Annotated in this window: 21 protein-coding genes and 1 riboswitch; of the genes, 7 read left to right on the top strand and 14 right to left on the bottom strand. The window is 46.7% G+C overall.

Translation table 11 applies throughout. The features are described from left to right. Nucleotide 1: 1 nt before the first annotated feature. Together N774_RS0100710 and N774_RS17860 are read right to left on the bottom strand one after the other, a co-directional pair. Nucleotides 2-3,337 carry a PD-(D/E)XK nuclease family protein gene (locus tag N774_RS0100710; RefSeq protein ID WP_024859394.1) on the bottom strand — a complete coding sequence of 1,112 codons (3,336 nt, stop codon included), beginning with the start codon at nt 3,335-3,337 and terminating at the stop codon, nt 2-4. 64 nt (nt 3,338-3,401) lie between these two features. After that, on the bottom strand, nt 3,402-4,994 hold the full coding sequence (locus N774_RS17860; protein WP_080770390.1) for a glycoside hydrolase family 25 protein: 1,593 nt from the start codon (nt 4,992-4,994) through the stop codon (nt 3,402-3,404). Between the two features lie 207 nt (nt 4,995-5,201). On the opposite strand from N774_RS17860, the gene N774_RS0100700 reads away from it, so the two are divergent. Beyond that, on the top strand, nt 5,202-6,152 hold the full coding sequence (locus tag N774_RS0100700; protein WP_024859392.1) for an RluA family pseudouridine synthase: 951 nt from the start codon (nt 5,202-5,204) through the stop codon (nt 6,150-6,152). On the opposite strand, the gene N774_RS0100695 is transcribed toward N774_RS0100700, so the two are convergent. Further along, nucleotides 6,145-6,996 (bottom strand): prephenate dehydrogenase, encoded by an 852-nt coding sequence (locus N774_RS0100695; protein ID WP_024859391.1) that lies wholly within the window; start codon nt 6,994-6,996, stop codon nt 6,145-6,147. The genes N774_RS0100700 and N774_RS0100695 overlap by 8 nt on opposite strands. Nucleotides 6,997-7,132: 136 nt before the next feature. On the opposite strand from N774_RS0100695, the gene N774_RS0100690 reads away from it, so the two are divergent. Further along, entirely contained in the window at nt 7,133-7,870 is a 738-nt protein-coding gene (locus tag N774_RS0100690) for an SH3 domain-containing protein (RefSeq protein ID WP_024859390.1), read from the top strand. Between the two features lie 38 nt (nt 7,871-7,908). Here N774_RS0100690 and N774_RS0100685 read toward each other — a convergent pair whose 3' ends face one another. Continuing rightward, the gene (locus N774_RS0100685; protein ID WP_024859389.1) at nt 7,909-9,327 is read right to left on the bottom strand and encodes a D-alanyl-D-alanine carboxypeptidase family protein; all 1,419 of its coding nucleotides are present in this window, start codon (nt 9,325-9,327) and stop codon (nt 7,909-7,911) included. 245 nt (nt 9,328-9,572) lie between these two features. Here N774_RS0100685 and N774_RS0100680 point away from each other — a divergent pair, with 245 nt between their 5' ends. After that, nucleotides 9,573-10,235, top strand: a complete 663-nt coding sequence (locus N774_RS0100680; protein WP_024859388.1) for a metallophosphoesterase family protein — start codon at nt 9,573-9,575, stop codon at nt 10,233-10,235. Nucleotides 10,236-10,292: 57 nt separating this feature from the next. Beyond that, complete coding sequence (locus N774_RS0100675) at nt 10,293-10,766, top strand: TspO/MBR family protein (protein ID WP_024859387.1); 474 nt, start codon at nt 10,293-10,295, stop codon at nt 10,764-10,766. Nucleotides 10,767-10,974: 208 nt separating this feature from the next. Here N774_RS0100675 and thiE read toward each other — a convergent pair whose 3' ends face one another. The 10 genes from thiE to N774_RS0100625 all read right to left on the bottom strand — a co-directional run bounded on the left by thiE (nt 10,975) and on the right by N774_RS0100625 (nt 20,076). Further along, a complete protein-coding gene (gene thiE, locus N774_RS0100670; RefSeq protein ID WP_347495846.1) occupies nt 10,975-11,619 on the bottom strand; it encodes a thiamine phosphate synthase in 645 nt (214 codons plus the stop codon). Continuing rightward, a complete protein-coding gene (locus N774_RS0100665; protein ID WP_024859385.1) occupies nt 11,616-12,212 on the bottom strand; it encodes a thiamine phosphate synthase in 597 nt (198 codons plus the stop codon). The genes thiE and N774_RS0100665 overlap by 4 nt, the downstream gene beginning before the upstream one ends. Next, complete coding sequence (gene thiH / locus N774_RS0100660; protein ID WP_024859384.1) at nt 12,205-13,458, bottom strand: 2-iminoacetate synthase ThiH; 1,254 nt, start codon at nt 13,456-13,458, stop codon at nt 12,205-12,207. Before thiH ends, N774_RS0100665 begins: the two co-directional genes overlap by 8 nt. Nucleotides 13,459-13,471: 13 nt before the next feature. Continuing rightward, on the bottom strand, nt 13,472-13,954 hold the full coding sequence (locus N774_RS0100655; protein WP_024859383.1) for a GNAT family N-acetyltransferase: 483 nt from the start codon (nt 13,952-13,954) through the stop codon (nt 13,472-13,474). Next, nucleotides 13,954-14,724, bottom strand: a complete 771-nt coding sequence (locus N774_RS0100650; protein WP_024859382.1) for a thiazole synthase — start codon at nt 14,722-14,724, stop codon at nt 13,954-13,956. Before N774_RS0100650 ends, N774_RS0100655 begins: the two co-directional genes overlap by 1 nt. A gap of 120 nt (nt 14,725-14,844) precedes the next feature. Next, complete coding sequence (thiF, locus tag N774_RS0100645) at nt 14,845-15,483, bottom strand: sulfur carrier protein ThiS adenylyltransferase ThiF (RefSeq protein WP_024859381.1); 639 nt, start codon at nt 15,481-15,483, stop codon at nt 14,845-14,847. A gap of 3 nt (nt 15,484-15,486) precedes the next feature. Further along, a complete protein-coding gene (gene thiS, locus N774_RS0100640; protein WP_024859380.1) occupies nt 15,487-15,681 on the bottom strand; it encodes a sulfur carrier protein ThiS in 195 nt (64 codons plus the stop codon). 56 nt (nt 15,682-15,737) lie between these two features. Then, nucleotides 15,738-15,844, bottom strand: a riboswitch (TPP riboswitch). A 71-nt stretch (nt 15,845-15,915) separates the two neighbouring features. Continuing rightward, nucleotides 15,916-16,776 (bottom strand): SPL family radical SAM protein, encoded by an 861-nt coding sequence (locus N774_RS0100635; RefSeq protein WP_024859379.1) that lies wholly within the window; start codon nt 16,774-16,776, stop codon nt 15,916-15,918. Nucleotides 16,777-16,877: 101 nt separating this feature from the next. After that, complete coding sequence (locus N774_RS17855; protein ID WP_024859378.1) at nt 16,878-19,355, bottom strand: sensor histidine kinase; 2,478 nt, start codon at nt 19,353-19,355, stop codon at nt 16,878-16,880. 10 nt (nt 19,356-19,365) lie between these two features. Further along, nucleotides 19,366-20,076, bottom strand: coding sequence for a response regulator transcription factor (locus N774_RS0100625; RefSeq protein WP_196231509.1), 711 nt, complete (start codon nt 20,074-20,076; stop codon nt 19,366-19,368). A gap of 312 nt (nt 20,077-20,388) precedes the next feature. On the opposite strand from N774_RS0100625, the gene N774_RS0100620 reads away from it, so the two are divergent. The 3 genes from N774_RS0100620 to N774_RS17850 are packed head-to-tail and all read left to right on the top strand — an operon-like array spanning nt 20,389 to nt 24,844. Then, nucleotides 20,389-20,943: an RNA polymerase sigma factor gene (locus tag N774_RS0100620; RefSeq protein WP_024859376.1), complete on the top strand. Its 555-nt coding sequence runs from the start codon at nt 20,389-20,391 to the stop codon at nt 20,941-20,943. Further along, nucleotides 20,930-21,880 carry a hypothetical protein gene (locus N774_RS0100615; protein ID WP_024859375.1) on the top strand — a complete coding sequence of 317 codons (951 nt, stop codon included), beginning with the start codon at nt 20,930-20,932 and terminating at the stop codon, nt 21,878-21,880. Before N774_RS0100620 ends, N774_RS0100615 begins: the two co-directional genes overlap by 14 nt. Before the next feature lie 24 nt (nt 21,881-21,904). Next, nucleotides 21,905-24,844 (top strand): serpin family protein, encoded by a 2,940-nt coding sequence (locus N774_RS17850; RefSeq protein ID WP_024859374.1) that lies wholly within the window; start codon nt 21,905-21,907, stop codon nt 24,842-24,844. The last annotated feature ends 43 nt before the right edge of the window (nt 24,845-24,887 follow it).

Here is a 24,887-nt window from a genome sequence, read left to right as displayed (position 1 = left end):
ATTACTCCTCCTCTCCCTTATATTTTTTTCCGAGTATCGCCTGTGCCTCGGCTACTGCGCTGTCGTCGGGCGTTCTCTGGCGTTCAAGCTCGGAATTATCGCATATATTCATGTACTCACAGTAAGTACAGGGCAGCTTGTTCCCCATGAGAAGTGGTATCGCCTCTGCGTCGCCTGCAAGCAGGGACTCCGCCATGCTTTGAAGCTTGCCGTAGGTGTAATTTCTCAGCAAAGTCATTCCCTCTGCGGAGATACAAGCTGAATTCTTGTCCGGAACGCCGTTCTTATCAAGTTTTACGGGTATGTATTCGCCGCGGACGTTCTTTTCCATAGCTTCAAGGATATCCATATCGCCCAGTACAAGTCCGCTGGTGCGGAGCGCCGAGCTGACAGCTCCCGTGTTCTTTGAATCGACCTTGTGAGACTCCAGATGTACCTCTGAAATCCTTACGGGAGAATAGAGAACTCCCGCAGGAGCATACCCCTCATACACGCCGCCCTTGTCCGTGGAAGCGAACAGATACAGCAGCATCTGCATATTTATTCCGCAGGCAAGAGTCTCCGCAGTTATGTCCTTACGGCTGCTCTTGTAGTCTATTATGCGGAGATATCTGTCTCCGTCTATATCGCAGACATCGGCTCTGTCAACTATTCCGCCGAAGCTGAGCTGTTTTCCGTCCCCGAAAGGAATTATGACAGAATGGCTGTCCCGAAGGTCGAGCTCAAATTTATGTGGTACGAAATCCGAAGCCATAAGAGCCTGCTGAGTGTACATGAAGACCTCAGACATACGCTCGGTGAGCTTGTTGAAGATAAGGTCGAACTTGGCGTCCTTGCCGAAATCTCCCGCAAGAGCCTCCGTGCGGTATTCCTCGGCACAGGCGTTTATCTCGGCTTTCATTTCATCGCAGGGCAGCTCCACAAACTCAGCCTTGCTGTATTTCCTGAGTATGCCGTAAAAGCACCTGTGGGTGAGCTCGCCTGCGATGCGGGCGTCAAGCTCCACCTTTTCATTGAGATGAAGTCTCAGGCATTTATCGCAGAAGTATTTGAAGTGGCAGAGATTGTACTCCTCCAGTCCCGACGAGGACAGCTTTAAGGGCTCAAAGCTTTGCAGCTTCTCCATAATGTCCCTGTCTATGCTGAAGCTCTGGGTGTGATAGCCCCTGCTCATAACATATGAGAGCCTGCGCTTATATTCGGGAGCTCCCATGAGAAGCTCCTTAACGGAAGCAACGGCGGGACTATTGCTCTTGCGCTCCTGCATATAGTGATAGAACGCAGAATGGAGCGTTGCCGCGTAGTAGTCGGCTGAAAGGCTGCTGCCGTTCATGCGTATGCTCTCATCGCCGAACATGGCGATTATCCTGTCTACTATCTGTGCGGGATATTTCGCCTGTCCCGAAAGGTCTGACAGCGGATAGGTCATATAAAGCCTGTCGGAAGCCGCTGATATGGCCTTATATACCACAAGGCGCTCGGAAGCGATAAGCTCCGCAAGAGGTGTGGAAAGCTCTATGCCGTTTTCGGAGAGCTTGGTCTTCTCAGCCTCCGAGAAAAGCCCGTGAAGGCTTATCTGATTGGGGAAGTCACCGTCATTGGCTCCCATAACGAACACGACTCTCGGGGAGTCCAGACGTGCCATACGTGCGGAAGCCGCCGTTACAGTGTCCAGCGTCTGTGGGGGCACGGAGTATTTGATACGTCCTATCATGGAGCGGATAATACGGTTAAACTCCGAAAAGCTTATGTCCTTATCCCCCAGTGTATCGCTGAGACTGTCAAGTATATCCATAAGGCAGCCCCAGAGCCGTTTCAGCTCCGCAGCTTCGTAGTCCTTGTTCTGCTTAATGAGCTGTCCCATGAGCTTTGCCGTGTTTTTCTCGGCATTGCAGTAAACTATATGGTCGTACAGCAGGGAGCAAAGCTTCTCCGCAGTGTTTTTGCCGCTGAGCTTCTTTTTAAGCTTAACGAGAGGGACAACCGTCTTGTTCCTGATTCTCTCCAGAAGCTCCAGCTGCTCGTCCTCTGCTCTGAACTCATCAAGCCAGCTGTCGCCGTCAACGTCCCATTTATAGCAGTAGTTTTCCAGCAGTGATACCTCGGTTAGCGAGACGTCGAGGAGTCCGCTTTTCAGGAAACGGAATATCTGCTCTGAGCGGATACGTCGGCTTGAAAGAATATCAAGCATTGACGTGAAAAATACCATTATGGAGGTATGGGCAACCTCCTTTTCAAGACTGAGGAAATATGGTATGTCGTACCTCTTGAAAGAAGCCTTCAGCACATCGGAGTATAACGCGATATCATTGGAGATTATGGCAATATCCTTGTACATCAGCGACCTGTCCTCATAGACAATGTGCTTTATTGTTGCGCATACGAACTCCGCCTCGTCGTACATATCCTTTGACTCAAAAATATGGACATTTTCAGCTCTCGGAGCTTTATCGGCTTCGTTTCTCAGGTTCACAAGAGCCCGTCTGCTGACGTATTCAAGGTCGGGTGTTTTGAATCTATAGCATTTACCGCACTTTTCAACAGCAGTCTCCCTGCCGAGCTCACGGCAGATGTTCATTATCTTTCTGTAGGTGTCGTTAACTGTCTCGAAGAGGGTATACTCCCCTGCGTTCACATCGTCTGTTCTGAGAGCTATGCACACATTTTCGGCAGATGATATCATTACGCGAAGCATTTCGTACTGGTCGGCAGTAAAGCTCTCAAACTCATCAAGGAAAACCGTCTTGCCCTTGAAATACTCATGAATATTAGCGACAGCGGCTGCCTCGCGGATATTGTCCAGCTCGTCCTTGAAGCCGTATTCAGCCATAAGCCGCTCATATTCAAGAAAAATAGCCGCCACGTCGTCGGTCTTATCCATAAGCCTCTTGTCGAGAGTACGCGAGCGCTGAACAAGCTCCTCGGGAGTGATGCCCGAACGCTTTATATCACGTATCAGCGTCATTATCTCCTCGGCAAAGCCGCTCTGCATACTCTGTCTGCGGAAGCTGCTGAGGGACTCGGGACGGGACAGAGCCGTATTCACAGCCTGATATATAAGTATCATTTTTGCCATATCATCGGCATATTCGCCCTTGCGGTCAGGGTCGCCGTAGAGCTGAAAGAGCTGTCTTGCAAGACCTGTAAAGCTCAGTGAGAACAGCTCGTTGAAGTTCTCGGCACCGAGGAAGAAATACAGCTTTTTATCGAAATCCTGCGAAAACTGCTCGGGAACTATTATGCAGAGCTTATCGGCAGCTCCGCATTTTTCCTGTATCTTTGCGAACATTCTTGTGGTTTTTCCACAGCCTGCTGCGCCTGTTATAAATTCGACCATAACTATCCTCTTTACATAAAATATGCATACCGCAGATCAGCGGTATGCATATCAGCTTTTGTTATCAGAAACCGTTAAGGTGGTTCTTTGCCATTATCTCCGGGAAATTGAGGTAAGCATAATCAAGATTGAAGCTTCCGCTCAGACCCTCGACCTTTCCGTCGTTGGTGTACTGCCACATATTGTAGTTCTTCCTGAACTCCGGCTTTGAAACTCCGTAATGAGCTACCCACACATCATACTTTGAGAAAACAGACTCGTCTACTCTTGTATTAAGGAAGTTTGCATAGCTCTTTATGCCTACATAGTAGCCTTCTTTCTCAAGAGTTGAGCAGAAAGCGTTGATGATATCGGTTATCTCCTGATTGGTCATTGTTGAGAAGCACTGATCCTCTATACAATAATATATCGGATAAGCAAACTTATGTCCGCCAATGACCTCCAGACAAGCCTTTGCCTCAAGGACAGCGTCCTCGGGAGACGAAGCGTAGCTGTACCAGTAAGCTCCGCAGTCGATACCTGCCTTTTCAGCACCCTCGATATTTGCTTCAAAGTACTTATCGGTCTGTGAAGCAAGATCGCCGTAGCCTGCACGTATCATTGCATAGTTTATGCCTGAATTCTTTACTGCTTCCCAGTCCACCTTGCCCTGCCATACCGAAACGTCGATACCGCTTGCAACACCTCTGTCTATACTGAGAGGACGAAGATTCTCGGTCTCGTCTGTTTCTGTACCATCAGGCTCATATGTATCAGGTGATATAAGATAGGGATAATTCACGTAGCAGTGGTCAAGGTCAACGACCGTGTTTATGCCGTTTACAGTACCTGCATCGCTGTGCTGCCACATGCCGTAGTCTCCCTTGTATCCGGGTGCCTTGACGTTCCAGTGAGCTACCCATATAGCATATTTGTCAAGTACCTGCTGATAAACCTTTGATGAAAGCAGACTTGAAAAACTGTATATGCCTGCATAATAGCCCTTGGACTCTATTGTAGAACAGAAAGAATCGATAATTGCTGATATCTCGGCAACAGGAAGCTTTTTCTGTCCCTCCTCCTCAATATCAAAATATACAGGATAATGAATATCATAATCCTTTATGATATTATAGCAGGACTCGGCTTCCTCCCGTGCCTCCTCGGGACTGTATGCGTAGCTGTACCAGTAGATGCCCACGTCCATGCCGACCTTCTTGGCTTCCTCGATGTTGTACTGGAACCATGTATCCTTCTGATATGGATACTTATCGGCATTTCCGTAACCTGCTCTTATTATGGCAAAATCTATTCCGCTGTCCTTGACAGCCTGCCAGTCGATCTTCCCCTGAGCATAGGAAACATCGATGCCTTCAGTCTTTTTATACATAAGGCTTTTGTCGCCCGAATGAAGCTTCACATATTTCTGATGAGCGTTATAGATATCAAAAACATTGAACGGTACTTCTGTCATGCTTGAAGCCTCAACAGTGTTTTCGTCAGCAGTATCCTGTAAGATACTGCCCGAAGCCTCTTTACTTTCAAGACTAATTGTGGTATCATATATATTGCAGCTTATATTATTTTCGGCGAAAGCTTCTGAGGGTGATAATACTGCTCCTGTACCGACAAATGAAAATGCTGTCAGAACAGAAAGCAGTCTCTTACATATCCTCATATCCGATCAAACTCCCTTTCGTTAACGTTACAAAAAAGAAATAACTGTATCATAGCTTTTTGTAAATTATAACATACTTCTGAACATTTTTCAACTGTTACAGTCCAAAAAAAATCAAGAGGAGCACATTTTTGTATGGTTTGAAGAAATTTAAGAAATGTTTTTGTAACTTATAGATACTTTTTTGTAATAATCAGGAGATTTTAAATGAAGAAATTTGTGATAAATGACAATGACAGTGGTCAAAGGATAGATAAATTTGTAACAAAAGCTCTGCCTGATATGCCCAAGAGCATGATGTATCGTCTGATACGCAAAAAAGACATAAAGATAAACGGCAAGCGCTGCGATATAGCTTCAAGGCTTAACACAGGGGATATCGTCACCATTTATGTCAAGGACGAGGTGTCTGAGGTCAAGCAGCACGACATGTCTTTTCTGAAATGCTCCCCGGACCTTGACATAGTCTATGAGGACGAGAATGTGCTCATTGTCAGCAAGCCTGTGGGACTTGACTCCCACTCAAACGGCAGTCCTCTCACCGATACTCTTATCGACAGGATAAAGCACTACTTATATAATAAAAAAGAGTACGCGCCCGAAAACGAGAGTTCCTTTGCCCCTGCACTGTGCAGCCGCCTTGACAGAAATACCTGCGGACTTGTGACCGCTGCAAAGACCGCAGCAGCTCTCCGTGACATCAACGAAGCAATACGAAGCGGCAATTTGCATAAGATATATCACTGTGTTACCGCATCTCCCCTGCCCAAAACAGAGGATATAATCACCGCCTATCATCAAAAAGACGAGTCAAGAAATCTTGTGAAGATCCTCGACTCGCCTGCTGACGGTTTTAAGATTATAAAAACGGGCTACCGCGTCCTTGCGGAAAAAGCCCCTCTTGCCCTTGTTGAAGTCACACTGTACACGGGACGCACTCATCAGATACGCGCTCATCTTGCGCATATCGGAGCTCCCATACTTGGCGACGGCAAATACGGCAATACTGCCGTAAACAAGAGATACGGCGTATTCCGTCAGGCGCTCTGCGCCTACGCTCTTAAATTTGAACTTCCCGAGGATTCGGCTGTAAGTTATCTCAATAAACTGGAGATTACAGCTCCCAAGCCTGATTTTGAGAAAAAGCTCTTTAGTTAGGCTGACCAACTCTGTGACGGAGATTTTCCTCCTTGAGCTCTCTGCCCTCAGCAATGAGGGCTCTCATTTTGTCCTTATCGCCGCTTTTCAGCGCCTCGCTGTACTTGTTGAGGTTTGCGATAAGGGTATCCAGCTCGTACTGGAGGTTCTCTCTGTTCTGCATGAAAAGGTCAGTCCACATCTTCTCGTTCATAGTGGCTATTCTGGTCATATCCTGAAAGCTTCCTCCGCTGAATCCGCACTCAAGACCAAGCTCGGGGCTCTTTACATAGGCACTTGAAACTATATGAGCCAGCTGAGATGTATACGCTATCATTTTATCGTGGTTCTCGGGACTTGTAACTACTATCTTGCCTGCTCCTATTTCCGATGCAACGTTTTTCAGCAGCTCTGTATCCTTTTCGTTGCTGTCCTCAAAGGGAGCGATAATGAAATTAGCCTTTACAAAAAGGTCAGCCGTACTGTTATAGTAGCCGCCGAACTCCTTGCCCGCCATGGGATGGATACCAACGTATCTCAGTCCGTTTGCTTCGGCAATAGCCTTCATTCTGTCGGAAAACTCACCCTTTATGCCGCACACGTCGGTTATAAGGGTGTTTTTGCTTATTTTAGAAGCATTATCATTGAAAAACACCTCCGTAGCCTGAGGGAAAAGAGCGATTATAATAAGGTCGTAGCCCTCAAAGCTTCCGTCGAAAACGTTGTCAAGTGCAACATCGCGGAGAGCGGCGTTCTCGATATCGTGATTAAGGTCGCAGCCTGTTACTGTATGATATGTATATTTTTTCAGCGCTTTGCAAAGTGAACCGCCGATAAGTCCAAGTCCTACAACAAGAATTTTCATAAAAATATCCTCCCGAATCTTTTATCATTTAAAGTATAGCACTTTAAACAGCAAAAGTCAAGAGCTAAAAACATTTTTCTCTCCGCAGCATAAAATATAGTGAGAGCTTTCTCAATTTACAGAAAGGAATGTTTTTATGCCAAAGGTATTTTTAAGTCCTTCTACTCAGGAATGGAACCAATATGCCACTGAGGGCAACGAGGAGCTGTACATGAATCTCCTTGCAGACCGTATGGAGCCGTATCTGCGCTCATGCGGCATAAGCTTTGTACGCAACGATCCCGTGAGAAACGTTACAGGCGCTATTGCAGACTCCAACGCAGGCAGCTACGATGTTCACCTCGCCCTCCACTCCAATGCCGCTCCCGAAAATCTGACAGGCAGACTGAGAGGTATAGATATTTATTTTGCTCCCAAAAGCAGCTACAGCGAAAAGCTTGCAAATATAATTGCCAATAATCTGAAATCGATTTATCCTTTGCCAGACAAAGTAAGAGCAGTCCCAACCTATTCATTGGGAGAGGTGCTGCGCACAAAGGCTGTGGCAGTGCTCTGTGAGCTGGGCTACCACGATAATTACGCAGATGAAGCGTGGCTGAAGAACAATCTTGAAGCCATTGCAAGAAATATAACCGATTCACTCTGCGATTATTTCGGTATCCCATTTGTACCTGCGGGAGCTGTCCGCTGGGGAACTGTCACCACCGACGGAAGCAACCTCAATATACGGAGCTACCCGTCACTTGCAGGAAAGATCATCGGTACCATGCCCGACGGGGCAACTGTGATGATAAACGGCGAGACAAACGGCTGGTACGTTGTCAGCTATAACGGTATAACGGGCTATTCGAGCAGCGAATATATCACATTATAAAAGAAATACCGTACAGTATGATCTGTACGGTATTTTTGTTATTTATCATCGCTGTTCTGTGATCTGCGTCTGCGTCTGTCCTTATCGTTTACCTTCGGGACTGCATATATGGGCTTCATTGGCTTTGACTTGCTCTTGAATACCACATAGGCGTAGATACATATCAGTACATATATTGCGCAGAGCAGGAACGAGATCATCAGTGCTCTGTTGAACCACCTTGACTTCCTGAACATCTTTGCTACATAAAGATTATATTTTGATACAGAGCGCTCAACGTTGCTTACTGCTACTATCTCAACTGTACCCAGCTCCTCGCCCGAATACTCAAGTGTTACCTTGCCGAGAGGCTCGCCCTTTGCTACAGGAGCCTGTAATGAGCTCTTGTACCATTCCACCTTGTCACGGCTTATTGTGGATATATCTATCTCATCATACCAGATACGGGTGAACTCTTCCTTGGGCTTTGCAAGAACATAGTCATTGCCGTCTGCAAGCTCAACGGGAAGCTCACCTACCTCCGCAGTATCAGCAAGAATGGTCTGATAGGAGAAATGTGTGAATGCCCAGTCAAAAAGTGAGATGGCGTCAACTATATGGAAGTATGCAATATCACCGCTTGAAGATTTCAGCGGAGACTTCATAAGCACAGCAAGGTACTTGTTTCCGTCACGGCTTGCCATGGTAATGATATTTCTGCCTGCCATATCAAGGTTCGCGGTCTTTATTCCCTTGGCGCCGCTGTATGCATAGTCACCGCCCGAGTCCATCATAACGTTTGAGTGAGTCCATATCCACTCAGTCGGATTATCGTGGTGTTCTCCATTCGGGATAGAAGGAGTATAGCTGTAGGTAGTCGCTATAGTTTCAAACATTGGAACGTCAAGAGCGTACATGGTAAGCTTTGTCATATCGTTTGCTGTGGTGTACTGTTCCGGGTCGTACAAGCCTGTTGCATTGGTGAAATGGGTATCAAACATACCGAGCTCCGCCGCTTTTGTATTCATCATCTCGATAAAGCGTGATGTGTCGCCCTTGCCTATCTTATACGCGATAGTCTCGCAGGCTTCCACAGACGATGTGAGCATCATCGCATAGAGCAGATCGGTCACCGTAAGAACGTCGCCGTCCTCTATTTCGGCAAATCTCAGATCGTCGGGATACTCATAGTTGTACAGATATTCGTATATGGACTCGTCAACAGTCACCTTTTCATCAAGATCCGCACAGTTTTCAAGACAGACTACAGCAGTCATTATATTTACAAGCGGCCCCGGCATCTGCTTGGTATCGGCATTCTTCTCATGTATGACCATGTTGGAATCAAGATTTATAAGCACAGCGGATTCGCTCTGGATAGGTTCAAGCAGCGGAAAATTAACGGCTCCGGCTTTCGGTACACAGATACATGGCAGTACAATCGCCACCGCAGCCAGCAAGGACAAGAATCTCTTCATAGTTTCTCCTTTATATCAAGCGATATTGTCGCATAAATTCTCAGAATAAAAAACTCCAAGCTATATTATACCAGATTTTTTTGTGTTTTAAAAGAGGTTTCTGAAATTTTTTTTAAATTTCAGAAAATTTTCTTTCTCCCCCTTTACGTTTACAAAAAAATATGCTACAATAATAAACACAGAATGCAGTACAGAAAAAACAGCTGCTAAAAGAACAAAAGACAATACAGAACGGAGGTTTTAATGTGATCTACGTTACAGGAGACACCCACGGAGACATCACGCGCTTTAAAAGCTCTGAAATGAAAAAATTATCCCGCGGCGACACCCTTATCATAGCAGGCGATTTCGGCTTTTTATGGGATAATTCCAAACAGGAACAGGCTAATCTTAAAAGGCTTTCCGAGAAAAATTTCAGAATAGCTTTTGTGGACGGTTGTCATGAAAATTACGACCTGCTTGAAAAATATCCCCTTGAAACATGGAACGGCGGCAAAATACGGAAGATCGAAAAGAACGTGTTTCATCTTCTCCGCGGACAGGTCTATACCATTGAAAAAAAGAAGATCTTCACTTTCGGCGGCGGTCACAGTCAGGATATAGACTTCCGCAGAAATATCGACTGGTGGGAGCGTGAACAGCCCACTCATCAGGAGATACTGGACGGCATTGCCAACCTTAAAGAGCATAACTACAAGGTGGACTACGTTATTACCCATGAGCCTCCTGCTTCACTAAAGGAGTGCCTTGGAGTCGATGTGCTGGAGCACCTCGAGGTACACGCATTTTTCGAGGACATCATCAAGAACTGCACCTACAAGAAATGGTTCTTCGGCAAGTGCCATATCGACAAGCATATCCCTTTGAAATTCTACGCAGTCTATGACTGCCTTTATCCATTGAAATAGACATAATATGAGCAGATCCGACATAGTATTTACTATCAAACCAAAAGAGGTAATACTATGAAAAAATTCAAATTGACGGATCTGCTTATTTTTGTTGTTACAGCAGAGCTTGTGGGCGCATTATCGGCACTTCTTGCAGGAGACTTCACATCGTTTTACTCTGAGATGATCAGACCGCCACTGTCTCCGCCGCCTTGGCTGTTTCCCGTAGTATGGACAATACTCTATGCACTTATGGGCGTTTCTGCCTATATGATATGGAACAACAGAAAAAACGAGATCCGCCGTTCATCTGCTCTGCGGCTTTACTACATACAGCTTGCTGTGAACTTTTCATGGAGCATTTTTTTCTTCCGTTTCCGCGCTCTTGGGCTTGCAGCTGCTGTGGCTGTGATCCTGTTTTTGCTGGTGGGTGCGATGATATTATCGTTCAGAAGAATATCACCCCTTGCTGCACGGCTGAATATCCCCTATCTGGTATGGCTGGGCTTTGCGACATATCTTGCAGTCGCCATTTATTTCCTTAACTGAACCATATAAAACGGAAAGATTTCTGCCAGTAATTTTGCATTGAATAAGCGTATCTCCCATGCTATAATAATATTGTCTTCGGAGGACAAATACATACAGGAGGGATATTATTATGTGCAACATCTGGAAGATACTCTGTGAAATGTTCGGTATCTGCTGCAAATAACACACACGAAAAAAGCTGCGTATCATACGCAGCTTTTTTATATCATAACGTATCCTTTACAGCGGAGCACAACTCCTGCACAGCCGCTCTTACGTCCTCAGCTCCGAATATGGCTGAAACCGCCGCGATACCGCTGTGACCGCAGCCCTTTATCTCACGGACATTTTCAGCTGTAATACCGCCGATAGCAACAGCAGGCAAAGTCACACAGCCGCATATCTCGCTGAGCTGCTGTGGAGTTATTCTTATGGCGTTTGTCTTTGTAGGCGACGGGAATACAGCTCCAACACCGAGATAATCAGCGCCCGAGGCTTCCGCAAGCCTTGCCTGCTCCACAGTTTTGGCAGTTGCTCCGATTATGAAGCTTTCCCCTGCTATCCTGCGTATCTCCGCAACGGGAGCGTCCTCGATGCCGACGTGAACGCCGTCCGCGCCGCTTTTCAGCGCCGCTTCGTAGTCGTCATTGATGATAAGGGGCACATTGTATTTGCGGCATATCGCAAGAAGCTTCTTAGCTTCTTCGATAAGCTCGTCCTGGCTGATATTTTTCTCGCGGAGCTGTACGCAGGTAACTCCGCCGAGTATAGCCTGCTCCACCGCTTCTTCAAGGCTTTTGCCGCGGAGACAGCTCCTCTCGGTGACTGCATACAGCAGCAGGTCTTTCTTTTCTATCTTCAAATCTATCACTTCCTGATGAATTGGTTCAACAAATCTTTCGGCTCAGCGCATTTCATAAATCCGCTCATAACACATGCACCCGATGCTCCTGCTTCTGTGACCTGAGGAAAATTTTCGGGAGAAATACCGCCGATTGCATAGACAGGTATATCAACGCTTTTGCATACCTCGCGTAGAAAATCAAGCCCTCTTGGCGGAAGTCCCTTTTTACAGTCTGTAGCAAAAATATGTCCTGCGGTAATGTAATTCGCTCCCAGCTTCTCTGCTTCCCTTGCGTCCTCGACTGAGTGGCATGAAGCGCCTACAAGCGAAAAGCGAGACTTGTCCTCAGCTGTGAGCTCCCGAAGAATATGCAGGGGCAAATGCACGCTGTCCGAGCCAAGCTCTATGGCAGTTCCCCAGTAATAGTGGAGTATGAGTCTTGTTGTGCTCCCCTGACATATCTCCATAGCCTTTTCCGCAAGAGCGCGGTAGTCGGGTCCGTCAAGGTCTTTTTCGCGTAGAATGATGTATTTGGGAGCGGCTTCCGCTATTTTGCTGAGCTGTTCCAAAAAATCACCGCCGCACAGCTTTCTCGCAGTTACGCAAATAATATCAGACATAGAGGTAGTCATTCAGCACGGGCTGGAGTCCCTCAGAGGACATATCCTTGTACATCTTATCGAAGCTGCGGCTGTCGTTTATCTCGAACTGCTCGTCGCCCTCTGCCGAGTCGCTCTCCTTTCCCGTGTACTTGCTTTCGTGGTCGCCGATACCTGTGGAAACGCCTGCGGAGACCTTAGTTGCGGCTATCTTTACGATACCGTTGCGGAAGGTCTCGCTCTCACGGGAAGAAACCGTGATACCACAGAATGGCAGGAATATTCTGTAGGCGCAGAGTATCTGGCAGAGCTGCTTCTCGTGTACGTCAAGGGGATTTATCTCATCGTTGTTGATAATAGGACGAAGTCTGGGACATGACAGTGATATCTCAGCCTGCGGGTACTTTCTCTGCAAATAGTAAACGTGGAGCGCACTTGCAAGAGCGTCCTTTCTGAAATCGGAAAGTCCCAGAAGTGCCGAGCAGGCAATACCTCTCATACCGCCCATAAGAGCTCTCTCCTGAGCCTCAAAGCGGTACGGGAATATCCTCTTGTGACCGAGAAGATGAAGCTGCTCATAGCGGTCGCTGTTGTAGGTCTCCTGAAAGACGGTAACGTAGTCAACGCCGCACTCATGGAGGTACTTGTATTCGTCGGTGTTCAGCGGATAGACCTCAATGCCCACCATACGGAAGTACTTACGGGCAAGCTTGCAGGCTTCGCCGATGTACTTAACATCGCTCTGTGCACGGCTCTCGCCTGTGAGAATGAGTATCTCCTCCATGCCGCTGTCGGCGATGACCTTCATCTCATGCTCTATCTGCTCCATGTTGAGCTTCATGCGCTTGATGTCGTTATAGCAGTTGAAGCCGCAGTATACGCAGTAGTTCTCACAGTAATTGGCAATATACAGCGGAGTGAACAGGTATACCGTGTTGCCGAAGTGCTTCTGAGTTTCAAGTCTTGCCTTTGCAGCCATTTTCTCAAGAAAAGGCTCTGCGGCAGGAGAAAGCAGCGCCTTGAAGTCCTCCACCGTACATACATCATGGTTGAGGGCAGCATTTACATCACGGGCAGTATACTGCGAATAGTCGTAGCTATTCATCTCCGTGAGAACTCTTTCCATTATATCGGACTTGATACGCTCCATGCCCTCCATGTACTCCATATGATTTGTACGTGAAGACGGGTCGGTTTCAAGTGTGTGCTTCTTTTTAAGTGCAGCCTCGGAGAGCTTATCCGAGTCCACAAAATAGTGATTTTCCATTAAATTACCTTCTTTACAGATTCAGCACGGCAATTATCTCATCGCCGTCCTTTTCGCCGTTTGGCTCAAAGCCCAAGGAGCTGTACAGCTTTTCGGCTGTTGTATTTTCAGGCTCATATGAAAGCCAGCACTTCTCAGCCTTGCCGCATGGATATGTGCGGATAAAGTCAATTGCAAGCTGCAATGCAGCCCTGCCGTAGCCCCTGTGCTGAAAGCGTCTGTCTATCATAAAGCGCCAGATATTGTATGTGTTTTCGGCTATCTTCGGCGGCTCATACCAGTATTCATCGGTACCGAAGCCTATCATTACAAAGCCAACGGGAGTTTCATCATCGTATATACCGAATGTGAATACATGTCCGCCGCTGTTAAGCGTGGCATAAGCCTCGATTATGCTCGTTCTGTTATCCGCAACAAAGTATTCCTGACTCTCATCAACACTGAGCTCAAGTATGCCGCGGATATTGCCGCCGTTTACCTTTTCAAGATGAATCATCAGTCTCTGAGGAAGCCCGTCAGCGTATCAGAGGGAGCAGCTCCTCTTGTGAGAACACGTCCCAGACCTGCAAGATAAGCCTTTCTGCCTGCTTCGATCGCCTGTCTGAAAGCCTCTGCCATTACGGGCAGGTCGCCTGCTGTTGCAAGTGCTGTATTTGACATAACTGCGGCAGCTCCCATTTCCATAGCCTCGCAAGCCTGTGAGGGCCTGCCGATACCTGCGTCAACGATTATTGGCAGGTCTATCTCGTCAATGAGTATCTGTATGAAATCCTTTGTGGCAAGTCCCTTGTTTGAGCCTATAGGCGAAGCAAGAGGCATTACGGAAGCCGCGCCTGCGTTCACAAGGTCGCGGGCGGTGTTGAGGTCGGGATACATATAGGGCATTACTATGAAGCCCTCCTTTGCAAGTATCTCCGTAGCGCGGACAGTTTCCTGATTATCGGGAAGAAGATACTTTGTATCGCGCATTATCTCGATCTTTACGAAGTCGCCGCAGCCAAGCTCTCTTGCAAGACGGGCGATACGAACAGCCTCGTCTGCATTTCTTGCGCCTGATGTATTGGGGAGCAGAGTAACGTTCTTTGGGATATAGTCAAGGATATTCTCATGCTCCTTGGAGTTTGTGCGGCGTACAGCCAGTGTGATTATCTCAGCGCCTGCGTACTTTACAGCCGCTTCGATAAGGCTCAGTGAATACTTTCCCGAACCCAGTATAAAACGTGAGGAGAACTCATGTCCTCCGATTACTAATTTATCGTCTTTCATTGTGATTACTCCTTTTGATTTGAATTAAGAATTGAGAATGAAGGAGTTCGCTTCGTTCACATATCAGATAGTAAAACTATTGTCATCATACATTAATTCTAAATTCTCAATTCTACATTCTCAATTTATATCGTATTCTCCCGCAATTATCCTTATGACTGCGTGAGCCTGATGGCCTGCGCAGATAAGCACTCTCGAAGCTACAAGTCCCATTCCGTCGGCAACATCGCTTACTCCGTCACCGCAAAGGTAAAAGCGCTTTGTGATGCGCTTTGTGGTTATCGTATTGGAGGGGGCTATCCCAGCCATTCCCGAACCCGATACCAGATATTTCTGCGGCATATTCTCCAGCACACAGTTCACCAGCATGGCTTTCCGTTCGGCTTTGTCAAAGGCTTCAACGATAATATCATCATCTGCAAGAAGCTGTGGGATATTCTCCTCGTCAAGCTTAACGCACTCACTTCTGATGTCACAGTATGGCGCAATGCGCTTCAATGTGTCATAAAGGGCGTCAGACTTCAGCTGTCCAAGCTGCTCGGGAAAGTACTGCTGCCTGTTGAGGTTTGAGATATCCACTCTGTCAAAGTCAATTATATGGAGCTTCCCCACACCTGCCCTTGCAAGTGCGATGGCGATATTGGAGCCAAGTCCTCCCAGTCCGCAGACAGCAACGGAAGCCGTGCTCAGCTTCTTCTGGAGCTCCGCGCCGTGTCTATTTTCAAGAGCGGCGTACATTTCTTCTCTTGTGGGTATCACTTATCAGCCGCCTCCCACAAAGCGGACTACCTCGACTTTATCGCCGTCTTTCAGCACAGTCTCGCCATACTTAGCCTTTGGAACTATTTCCTCGTTGAGCTCTACGGCTACGCGCTGACTGCTTATGTCCATATCAGCAAGCATTTCCGAAACGGTCTTGCCGTCCTTGTCGAGAAGCTCTCCGTTTATCTTTACCATTCCGATACCTCCTAACAAAAAATCGGGAAACCGCCATGCGCAGTTTCCCGAATGTATCTTCTGAAAAGCACACTCCCTACGCTGGCATTAACCAAATCAGGTCGAAGGGTCGAAGGTCACACCTTCCTCTCAGCCTGTACTGCAAGCTCCCCTGTAAATCTTATTATATTATATCACTATGTTTTTTGAAAATCAAGTCCTATTTTCCATTTTTACGTTTTACACACATCTTTGTCAGAAAAGTGTGAGCTGCCTGTACTTTTCGGGAAGCTCGCTGAGATATGCAAAGCACTCCCTGTTCTGCATGATGCCGTATTTTTCGCAGAACTCATTGAATATCCTCATAAGTCTGTCATGGTTAGGACTGACTATCTCATAGGCGTTGCCGTATTCCCTGCGGTATCTGTCGGAGAGTCCGTGAAAATGCCTGTCAAGCGCCGAATAGAAGTACTCCCTGTTGCCGTCACGGAGCGTGAGACCTATACCGAAGCAGATAATGCCCTTGACGCATGCTTCTCCGCAGTGATCAAGAAGTCCGCGGAGATTCTCCTCGGTATCGTTTATATAGGGCAGAAACGGCGTCAGCCACGCAACAGTGGGGATATTGCTGCGTTTCATCTCCATAAGGACCTTGAAGCGCCTGTGGGTACTGCATACCGCAGGCTCGATGATACTGCAAAGCTTGTCGTCATAGGTAGTCATGGTCATCTGGACTACTGCCTTCTGCTGCTGATTTATGGAAGCAAGCAGGTCAATATCGCGCATGATAAGGTCGGATTTGGTGAGCACAGCTGCTCCGAACTGATACTGCTCAATAAGCTCAAGACATTTCCGCGTGAGCTTGAGCTCTCCCTCTATGGGCAGATAAGGGTCACACATGGAGCCAGTACCTATCATGCACTTTCTCCGCTTGGAGCGCAGAGCCTTTTCCAGAAGCTGAGGTGCATTGCTTTTTACCTCAATGTCCTCAAAGGCATGGGTCATATTATAGCACAGACTGCGGCTGTCGCAGTAAATGCAGCCGTGAGTGCAGCCGCGGTATATATTCATTCCGTTTTTTGAGGACAGCAGCCCCTTTGCTTCAACAAAATGCATAATGCAGTGCTCCTTGATGTGATCAGTGTATCAATACACATTAATTATAATACATCTGCCTTGAAATAGCAAGCCCGCTCATGTGAGCGGGCTTTACCGATTTATTTTTCTATAAGGGGCAGAGTTACATTTGCTGTGAACATATCTCCGTCAATCACTATCTCAAAAGAGCCGCCGCAGGCTTCCGTGAAGCTCTTGGCTATAGACAGTCCAAGACCGTTGCCCTCTGTAGTTCTTGATTTGTCGCCTCTTGTGAAGCGCTCTGTAATCTCCTCGGGAGTGAAATCCATTTCCTCGGCAGATATATTCTTCACTGAAATATGGGTGTTCTTCCCGTCGTTTTCAAGGTAAACATACACCCTTGTACCTGCCATGGAGTATTTCAGCGCGTTGTCAATAAGGTTCTGCATAACACGGTACAGCTTCTTTCCGTCAGCCATTATGGGAGCTGACTCCGCCTTGATGTCCGTGCGCACTTCCATACCCGACTGAGCTATCCTATCCGCCATATCGCCCAATACCTGCTGTGTGAGTATCACAGCATCTATCTGTTCACTATTCATATCGGAGCGGCTGGTGGCTTTTGCAAGGTCAAAGAGGTCTGCCACCATTGCTTTCAGACGGTCGGACTTCTGGCTGATGATCGTAACGTAATCCCTTGCCGCAGGGCTCATCTCCTCGGCTGAAAGCAGATCAATATAGCTGATTATGGAGGTCAGCGGCGTTTTCAGATCGTGGGATACATTTGTGACCAGCTCTATCTTCATACGCTCGGACTGCACCTGCTTGTCAACTGCACTTCTTATGCCGTCGGAGATATTGTTGAGATTCTGTGTCATGCCGTATGCAGGAGACTTCTCGGGAACAAGTCTCGGAGAATAATCGCCGCCGTTCATATCGGCTATCTGCTTTGCAACTCCTGCAATCTCTGCATGGTCACGGAAGCTGAAAATAATATACAAAACGATCACAAAAATCGAACCGACAAAAAATGCTTCAATCTCTCTTACAGGAATAGTAGCAATGAACAATACAAATTCAGCTGCGACCGCAATTGCAGTACGGATAAGGAATCTGCGCAGGAACAGGTCTTTTTTCAGAGCATTGCGCTCAATATGTCTGCTGCGAAGCCTGCCGCACTTCCTTGAAGTATAGCTGCTTATGAGCTTGCAAAGCTTTTTGAGCTTTTTCCATATGAAAGCAATTATTTTACAAATGAGAGATGTCTTGAATAAGCTTCCGCATTTGATACGTGTGGAAAGAGTTATAAGACTGCCCAGACCTATGGCGTAGCATGCAACTATTGCACTTCCTGTAATAATACCGCCCATATCTACGTTGGTGTAATACTCGGCAAGGACTGATCTTATCTCGTCCATTCCGTATGTCATTGCAGCAACTCCGCCTATAGCACCGCCGATGAAGCAAACAGGCAGCTCCGCGAAGATATGGTCTGGCATTGAAAGCACGAACTTCTTTTTCTCTGCGTTATAGCCGCAGCAGAACAGCAGGAGCAGCCCTATAATAAGTCCTGCTATGCCTACGGGCAGGAGCGGCATTGCCTTGTGTACAGAATCCTGCTCCATTGTCTCCCTCTGAGCGTGGTACTGCTTATACTCGGCTATCATGTTGTCTGTGGGCTTGATGTATATAGTGATGTCGCTGCTGCTCTGATCATACTTCTTGAATGTGCTCTTGCTGACCTTGTACCAGCTTCTTCTGTTCTCGTCAAAAAACATATAAGCATCGGTATCCGTGATCTCGGACATATCCCCTACATAAGTGCTGTTATCTGCGCCGTAATTATCATAGGGGTATTCTTCTCCCGGAAGATAATACTCCGTGTCACTGTCATGTTCAAACTGGTCAAACGCCTCACGGTTAGCGGTTTCGGCACTGTCTCTGATGCTGTCTACATTATCGGGCACGGGAGTAGTTCCGTCCGTCTTATAGTATATGGTAGCTCCCAGCTCATCAGTATAGCTGTCCAGTCCTGTGGTGTCAAAATCATACAGCGCAACGGCATTTTTAGGCAGAGAGCCGCACATCTTATAGTATGTAAGTCCGTAGTTTGTGGTGTACCACCTTTTATCAGTATTAAAATACCAGTTTACTCCCAATGGTATTCTTGCGATTCCTCCGTTTGAATACTCTAAGCTGTAATCGCTGCTGAGAGCCTCCTTTGTCTCTGATCCATATGTGAGCACACTCTCTCCGCAGCTTGCCATATACTCAAAACCACGGGGATTATTGATCGTGATCCTGCCTTTGCTGTCCATAAGCCCGAGTTCAGTAAGAGCCTGCTTCACAGAGCTTTTGTACTGCTCCGAACAGGTATATCTGCCGTTTTTGTCGGTATTTCTGAGATAGATACTGCTTATCGCCCATAGTCTGTCGAAAAGTTCATTCATATCATGGGTATAATCATAGCTTTCCATAACGTCGCTGCGTCCCTGACGTTCTTCTATCTGACGCATATTGTCATTGATTATGAATACACACTGAAAAACGCATATACCCACAAGCACACATGATATTATGAATGCAATTATGCGCGTAAGCCGTTTTTTAAGGATCATATTATCACTCCTATTGTTTCTCCACTTTGTATCCGATCCCCCACACTACTTTAAGGTAGCGGGGTTCACTGGGATTTATCTCTATTTTTTCTCTTATATGGCGGATATGTACCATTACGGTGTTCTCAATAGAGTAAGAGTCCTCGTTCCATACACGGGAGTATATCTCCTCTGCGGAGAATATCCGCCCTGCATTGGTCATAAGCAGCTCTGTTATCTTGTACTCTGTTGCAGTGAGCTTCACGGGAGAACCGTCCACGGAAAGCTGTTTTGCGTCCCTGTCGAGAACAAGACCGCCTATGCGCACAACATTCGCCTTCTGAACGCTGTCTGCCGCACCGAGGCTCAGGTATCGGCGCAGATTTGAATTCACACGTGCCACAAGCTCCATAGGATTATATGGCTTGGTTATGTAGTCATCCGCTCCCATGGAAAGTCCGAGTATTTTGTCGCTGTCCTCGGACTTGGCAGAGAGTACTATTATTGGTATGTTCTTTGTGGCGCGTATCTTCATCATTGCCGAGAGCCCGTCCAGCTTGGGCATCATAACGTCAATGAGTATGAGCTGTATATCGTTCTGCATAAGGGAGTCTATAGCTTCAAGACCGTTGTATGCCTTGCAGACATTATATCCCTCACGGGTCAGCAGCGCAGCGATGGCGTTAACTATGTCGTGGTCGTCATCGACCACAAGTATGGAAGAATTTTCGATATTTATCATGATAAAAGTCCTTTCGGCAGTAAAAACGTAATTGTTCTTATATATTTTACCGCCCTGTTGTTCTTCTGTCAATATTATAAATGGCTATTCTTATTTTTAGCCTGCCGAAAACCTTAATTTTTTCTTAATATCCTGCTCAGCTTTCCTGTTAATAATAAATCTATTGACAATAATACTCTGAGATGATAGATTATTAGTAAGATTACTTCGGACATATTTTTATATTTTAACATGAAATCTGCTTAGTGTTTTGCAGCTCTCATTACGTCTAATAAATAAGAGCGTAAAACAGACGCGAAAGGAGTCCCATACATGGATAACGGTGAAAGTAGCTACCGCCGTTTCCTTGCAGGCGATGACAGCGGTATGGCAGAGCTCGTCCGCGAATACCGCGACGGACTCTTGCTGTATCTGCGCAGTTATACTGACAATTTCAGTACTGCCGAGGATTGTGTGCAGGACACATTCATAAAACTTGCTGTTAAAAAGCCGAAATTCAACGGCAAAAGCTCCTTCAAGACATGGCTGTATACTATCGGCAGAAACATTGCCGCTGACCATATAAGGCGTGACCGCCGAAGCAGAAATGTTTCTCTCGACGACTACAGCACTCTCTCCGACGAGACCGATCTTGAACAGAGCTACCTCATGACCGAGCAGAAGATAAATCTTCGTCATGCTATGTGCAGGCTCAGGGAGGACTATCAGCAGGTACTGTATCTGACCTATTTTGAGGGCTTCAGCAATGAAGAAGCTGCCAAAATAACAGGCAGATCACGAAAACAAATAGAAAATCTCCTGTATAATGCAAGGAAAGCGCTAAAGACTGAACTTGAAAAGGAGGGCTTCAGCTATGAAAACATATGAAGAAATGACAAGATGTGCTCTTGAAGCCCGCGATGAACATGAGAAGAAAAGAAAGAGAAATATATATATCGCCAAGAGAGCAGTTCCTGCTTTTGCAGGAGTATTCGCTGCTTTTATCATTGGCTTTGGTGTTTGGAATAATTTCAAAAAGCCCGATACCCTCCCCGCTCCCGATAATGTAGTTGAAAGCGTGACCACCACTTCACCAGCTGTATTGCCCCATTCTTCGGAAACAACGGTAACAGCGCTTACAACGACTACAGCAGCTGCCAATACGACTTCGGCTGCTGTCAATACTACAGCCACAGGCACTGATGCAGCCAAAACCGAGACCTCTGCGGTCACTTCAACAACCGAATCTGTGCAGGCGCAGCAAGCTTCGATCCATGAAGCAGCAACAACTACAGCTGTGCACACCACGGTCAGAACAATGCCGAGGACTACAACAGCCACAACTACGGCTGAACCTCCTGCGTCATTCACCACAACAACTGACATCCGTGCCAGCGGTACTGCCTATGGCGGAATCCCCGGCGGCGCTTCGGGGGATCCTTCGGGTGGCGATATGGCTGTAGGCGGCGGAAGTGCTCCTTCCGCAGGCAGCTCAGACCCGTGGTACGATCTGCCTGTCCATAAGCGGTACTATAATGCTTTCCTTGACGGGTATGTTGCGGAGCTGACTCCCGCATACCGCGGCGGTTACCCTATATCCTCAGACTGGATAGGCGACCATATAAGCGGAGCAAAAATGAAAAGCCAGTTTCGTGTTGAGGGCGTTGTGAAGCAGTGTTCGGCAGAAGCCTACTATATAAAGGGATACAGTGACGAGAATGTCGTTGCGATCAAATTTGAGGGATATGATGAATATTATCTTTATCATACCGATAATACAGACTTAAACAGCTTGATGAAGCAGATACCTCCCCTTGAAAGCTGATCTTATTATGAAAGGATGGTCTTTATGAAAAAAACAAAGAAAATACTTGCTGCTTTAATGGCAGCAGTAATGACAGCTTCCTCCTCTGCTGTAATGCTTACAAATGCAGATGATACGGCGCCTGATACTTCCATAAGTATGCCGTCAAACGAAAGCACTCAGCTTGACGCTCTCCGTAATATGCTCGACAAGTACATCACAGAGAATGATCTTGACGCATGGCTTTTGGACAAGGAGTCCACACCCGACGGAATCATAATTGTGTGCTACAACCGCAGGAAAGATAATCTCCCTCTTGATATCATTGCGCAGGTGGAGGATAAGGGCTTCGATCCCCAGCTTGTGAATTTCTGTCAGGAAGACCATGAAAAGGACGGACTTATCAAGGATTTAGAAACAATAAAAACACAGCTTTCATGGTATATCTTAGGCTACAATATAAATGCTAGGATAGTGCCCGAAAGCCAGCTCCCCGATGATGCGGACAAAAATATCATCTATGTGGAGTATTTAGCTGAAAAGACTGATATCCCCGATAAGCTAACGGCTTACATGAATGAAAGGAAGATAGACACGAAGCTTGTAAAGATAGGCGTTTCGGGCAGTCTTTCAAATATGGTTGTAAGCAATAAGGAATACACCTTTGACGAGTTCAGAAAGCTTAGCGAGGACGAAGTAAAGGCACTGTTTACTGAAAAATGTATCCCCGAGAGCGAACTGTGGACTGCGGAAAGATACCGCCATGAGTTCGAGGATCTCCGCGCAAATCTCAGCGTTCTGTTTCAGGGCAATCCTTACGAGAAAGCCGATTATGAGTTCGTGACCAACGCTGAGGTATACTGGGACGATGAAAAGCTGAAAGAGGAGCTTGCGCTTCCCGAAGAGCTTTTCGACATACAGCAGCATAACTGGGCAACATTCACTGTAGCATCAGGTGATAAATGCACAAATATCCGTATCAAGGCAAAGGCGCAGACTAAAGAAGAGCAATACGAGCTTATGGCAGCGGCATTTAACTATATTCATCTCGACACTTACTATGTTCATATGTTTATTGAATACCCCGGCGGACAGACAAAAGGCGCTCTGAAAGGCGACGCCAACTGCGACGGTCAGGTGGATATGGCGGATATAGTTCTTATAATGCAGGCACTGGCAAATCCGAATAAATACGGCGAAAACGGTACAGCATCAGTCCACCTCACAGCCCAGGGAAAGAAGAATGCAGATATGGACGGCAATGGTCTTACAGTAGGCGACGCACAGAAGCTGCAAAGGCAGCTGCTGGGACTTAGCGATACTGTAGAAGTAAAATATGACAAATCAGTAGGCTGGCACGTTGGTGATCTGGCAGAAAGCTACTGGGATATATGCCGCGGAAACGGATACGCCGCTGTAATTACAAATACAGACGAACTGAAAACATATCTCGCCAAAGTCTTAAATGAAAAGCCCGCAAATGAGTATCTTGAAAAATACACTGACAGCTTCTTCAAGGACAATGTACTGTTCCTTGACTCTATCTATCAGTCAGGCGGTATGGAAGCCGCATACAAGATAGAAAATGAGAATTTCTCCGACGATGAGATATCAATATCCGTGGTATATACATTCAGTAAAGACCGTACTATGGAGAGTGTCGTATCAGTGTGCATCGCACAGATAGCCGTTCCAAAGGATTCGTACAGCGGTCAGACAGTAATCTGGAACGTTGACCATGAGCCTTGGAAAACCACGGAAGAAACTCCAAGCGTCCGCCTTGACAACACGGTAAACGTCAAGACTGCCGAGGGCAAGTCCACAGACGAAAAGTTTGCAGCCGCTGAGATGAAGCTGGGCATAGACCTGCTGAAAAAAAGCTTCGCCCCAACAGAGGAGGGCGAGGAGAATCTCCTTATCTCCCCTGTCTCAATTTCCACTGCACTTTCAATGACCGCCAACGGTGCTGACGGCAAGACCCGCGAAGAAATGGAGAAGCTCCTGGGCAACGGTCTTACACTGGAGCAGCTCAACGAATATATGACCTATTACATCAGCAAGCTCCCCGACAACGAAAAGGAAAAGGTTTACCTTGCTGATTCTATCTGGTTCAAGGACACACCTTCATTCAAGGTCTACGATGAGTTCCTTGAAACAAATAAGAAGTACTACAACGCCGAGCTTTACAAGGCACCTTTCACAGAGACAACGGAGAATGATATAAACAGCTGGGTAAATAAGAATACCAAAGGCATGATACCCTCCCTGCTGAAAAAGGGCGACCTGACTCCAAAGGATAATCAGGAAATACTGATGATGCTCATCAACACCCTGTATTTTGACGCAGAATGGGAGGATCCATATTACTTCTCCTATGACGGAGTATTTACGGATATGAACGGACAGGAGCATCCTATCAAGAAATTAAACAGCAAGGAAAGTGAGTACTTCGACCTTGGCGACGCAGACGCGTTCAAGAAGCCCTATGCAGGCGGCGAGTACAGCTTCGTAGGTATACTGCCCCGTGAGAACGATATCATAAAGTACGTGAACAGCCTTGACGGTGAAAAGCTCCTCAATGGGCTCAAACAATGCGAGGATCCCGAGTCTGTCGATCTCTACACCATGATACCTAAATTCGAGTACAGCTACAATAAGACACTTAACGATGTTCTTTCCGAGCTCGGTATGCCAACAGCTTTTGACAGCAAGGAAGCTGACTTCTCAAAGATAAACGACCTTTCAGTTGAAGGCGCACAGAACCTCTTTATCAGCAAGGTCGCACACAAGACCAAGATAGAGGTAACAGAAAAAGGCACAAGAGCGGCAGCTGTAACATCTGTCGAAATGGAAGCAGGCTGTGCAATGCCTCAGCCTAAAAAGGAAGTTTACATATATCTTGACAGACCTTTCGTTTACATGATAGTTGACAAGAACAACGTTCCTCTGTTCATAGGTGCTGCAACTCAGCTTGAAGAAAAATAACACAGTATAAGGAAAAGCTCCGCAGAAGCGGAGCTTTTCTCAT

It is taken from the genome of Ruminococcus flavefaciens AE3010, assembly GCF_000526795.1.
GTDB classification, from domain to species: Bacteria; Bacillota; Clostridia; order Oscillospirales; family Ruminococcaceae; genus Ruminococcus; species Ruminococcus flavefaciens_D.
The sequence above is the reverse complement of the archived record's forward strand: the minus strand, read 5'-3'. Positions and strand labels throughout refer to the sequence as shown.

Coding starts and splice junctions, on each gene's coding strand:
- N774_RS0100650 (WP_024859382.1), bottom strand. CDS start 14,724: ATGAAAGACGATAAATTAGTAATCGGAGGACATGAGTTCTCCTCACGT.
- N774_RS17850 (WP_024859374.1), top strand. CDS start 21,905: ATGAAAAAAACAAAGAAAATACTTGCTGCTTTAATGGCAGCAGTAATG.
- N774_RS0100675 (WP_024859387.1), top strand. CDS start 10,293: ATGAAAAAATTCAAATTGACGGATCTGCTTATTTTTGTTGTTACAGCA.
- N774_RS0100700 (WP_024859392.1), top strand. CDS start 5,202: ATGAAGAAATTTGTGATAAATGACAATGACAGTGGTCAAAGGATAGAT.
- N774_RS17860 (WP_080770390.1), bottom strand. CDS start 4,994: ATGAGGATATGTAAGAGACTGCTTTCTGTTCTGACAGCATTTTCATTT.
- N774_RS0100615 (WP_024859375.1), top strand. CDS start 20,930: ATGAAAACATATGAAGAAATGACAAGATGTGCTCTTGAAGCCCGCGAT.
- N774_RS0100655 (WP_024859383.1), bottom strand. CDS start 13,954: ATGATTCATCTTGAAAAGGTAAACGGCGGCAATATCCGCGGCATACTT.
- N774_RS0100635 (WP_024859379.1), bottom strand. CDS start 16,776: ATGCATTTTGTTGAAGCAAAGGGGCTGCTGTCCTCAAAAAACGGAATG.
- N774_RS0100665 (WP_024859385.1), bottom strand. CDS start 12,212: ATGTCTGATATTATTTGCGTAACTGCGAGAAAGCTGTGCGGCGGTGAT.
- N774_RS0100620 (WP_024859376.1), top strand. CDS start 20,389: ATGGATAACGGTGAAAGTAGCTACCGCCGTTTCCTTGCAGGCGATGAC.
- N774_RS17855 (WP_024859378.1), bottom strand. CDS start 19,355: ATGATCCTTAAAAAACGGCTTACGCGCATAATTGCATTCATAATATCA.
- N774_RS0100625 (WP_196231509.1), bottom strand. CDS start 20,076: ATGATAAATATCGAAAATTCTTCCATACTTGTGGTCGATGACGACCAC.
- thiH (WP_024859384.1), bottom strand. CDS start 13,458: ATGGAAAATCACTATTTTGTGGACTCGGATAAGCTCTCCGAGGCTGCA.
- thiS (WP_024859380.1), bottom strand. CDS start 15,681: ATGGTAAAGATAAACGGAGAGCTTCTCGACAAGGACGGCAAGACCGTT.
- N774_RS0100695 (WP_024859391.1), bottom strand. CDS start 6,996: ATGAAAATTCTTGTTGTAGGACTTGGACTTATCGGCGGTTCACTTTGC.
- N774_RS0100710 (WP_024859394.1), bottom strand. CDS start 3,337: ATGGTCGAATTTATAACAGGCGCAGCAGGCTGTGGAAAAACCACAAGA.
- N774_RS0100690 (WP_024859390.1), top strand. CDS start 7,133: ATGCCAAAGGTATTTTTAAGTCCTTCTACTCAGGAATGGAACCAATAT.
- N774_RS0100685 (WP_024859389.1), bottom strand. CDS start 9,327: ATGAAGAGATTCTTGTCCTTGCTGGCTGCGGTGGCGATTGTACTGCCA.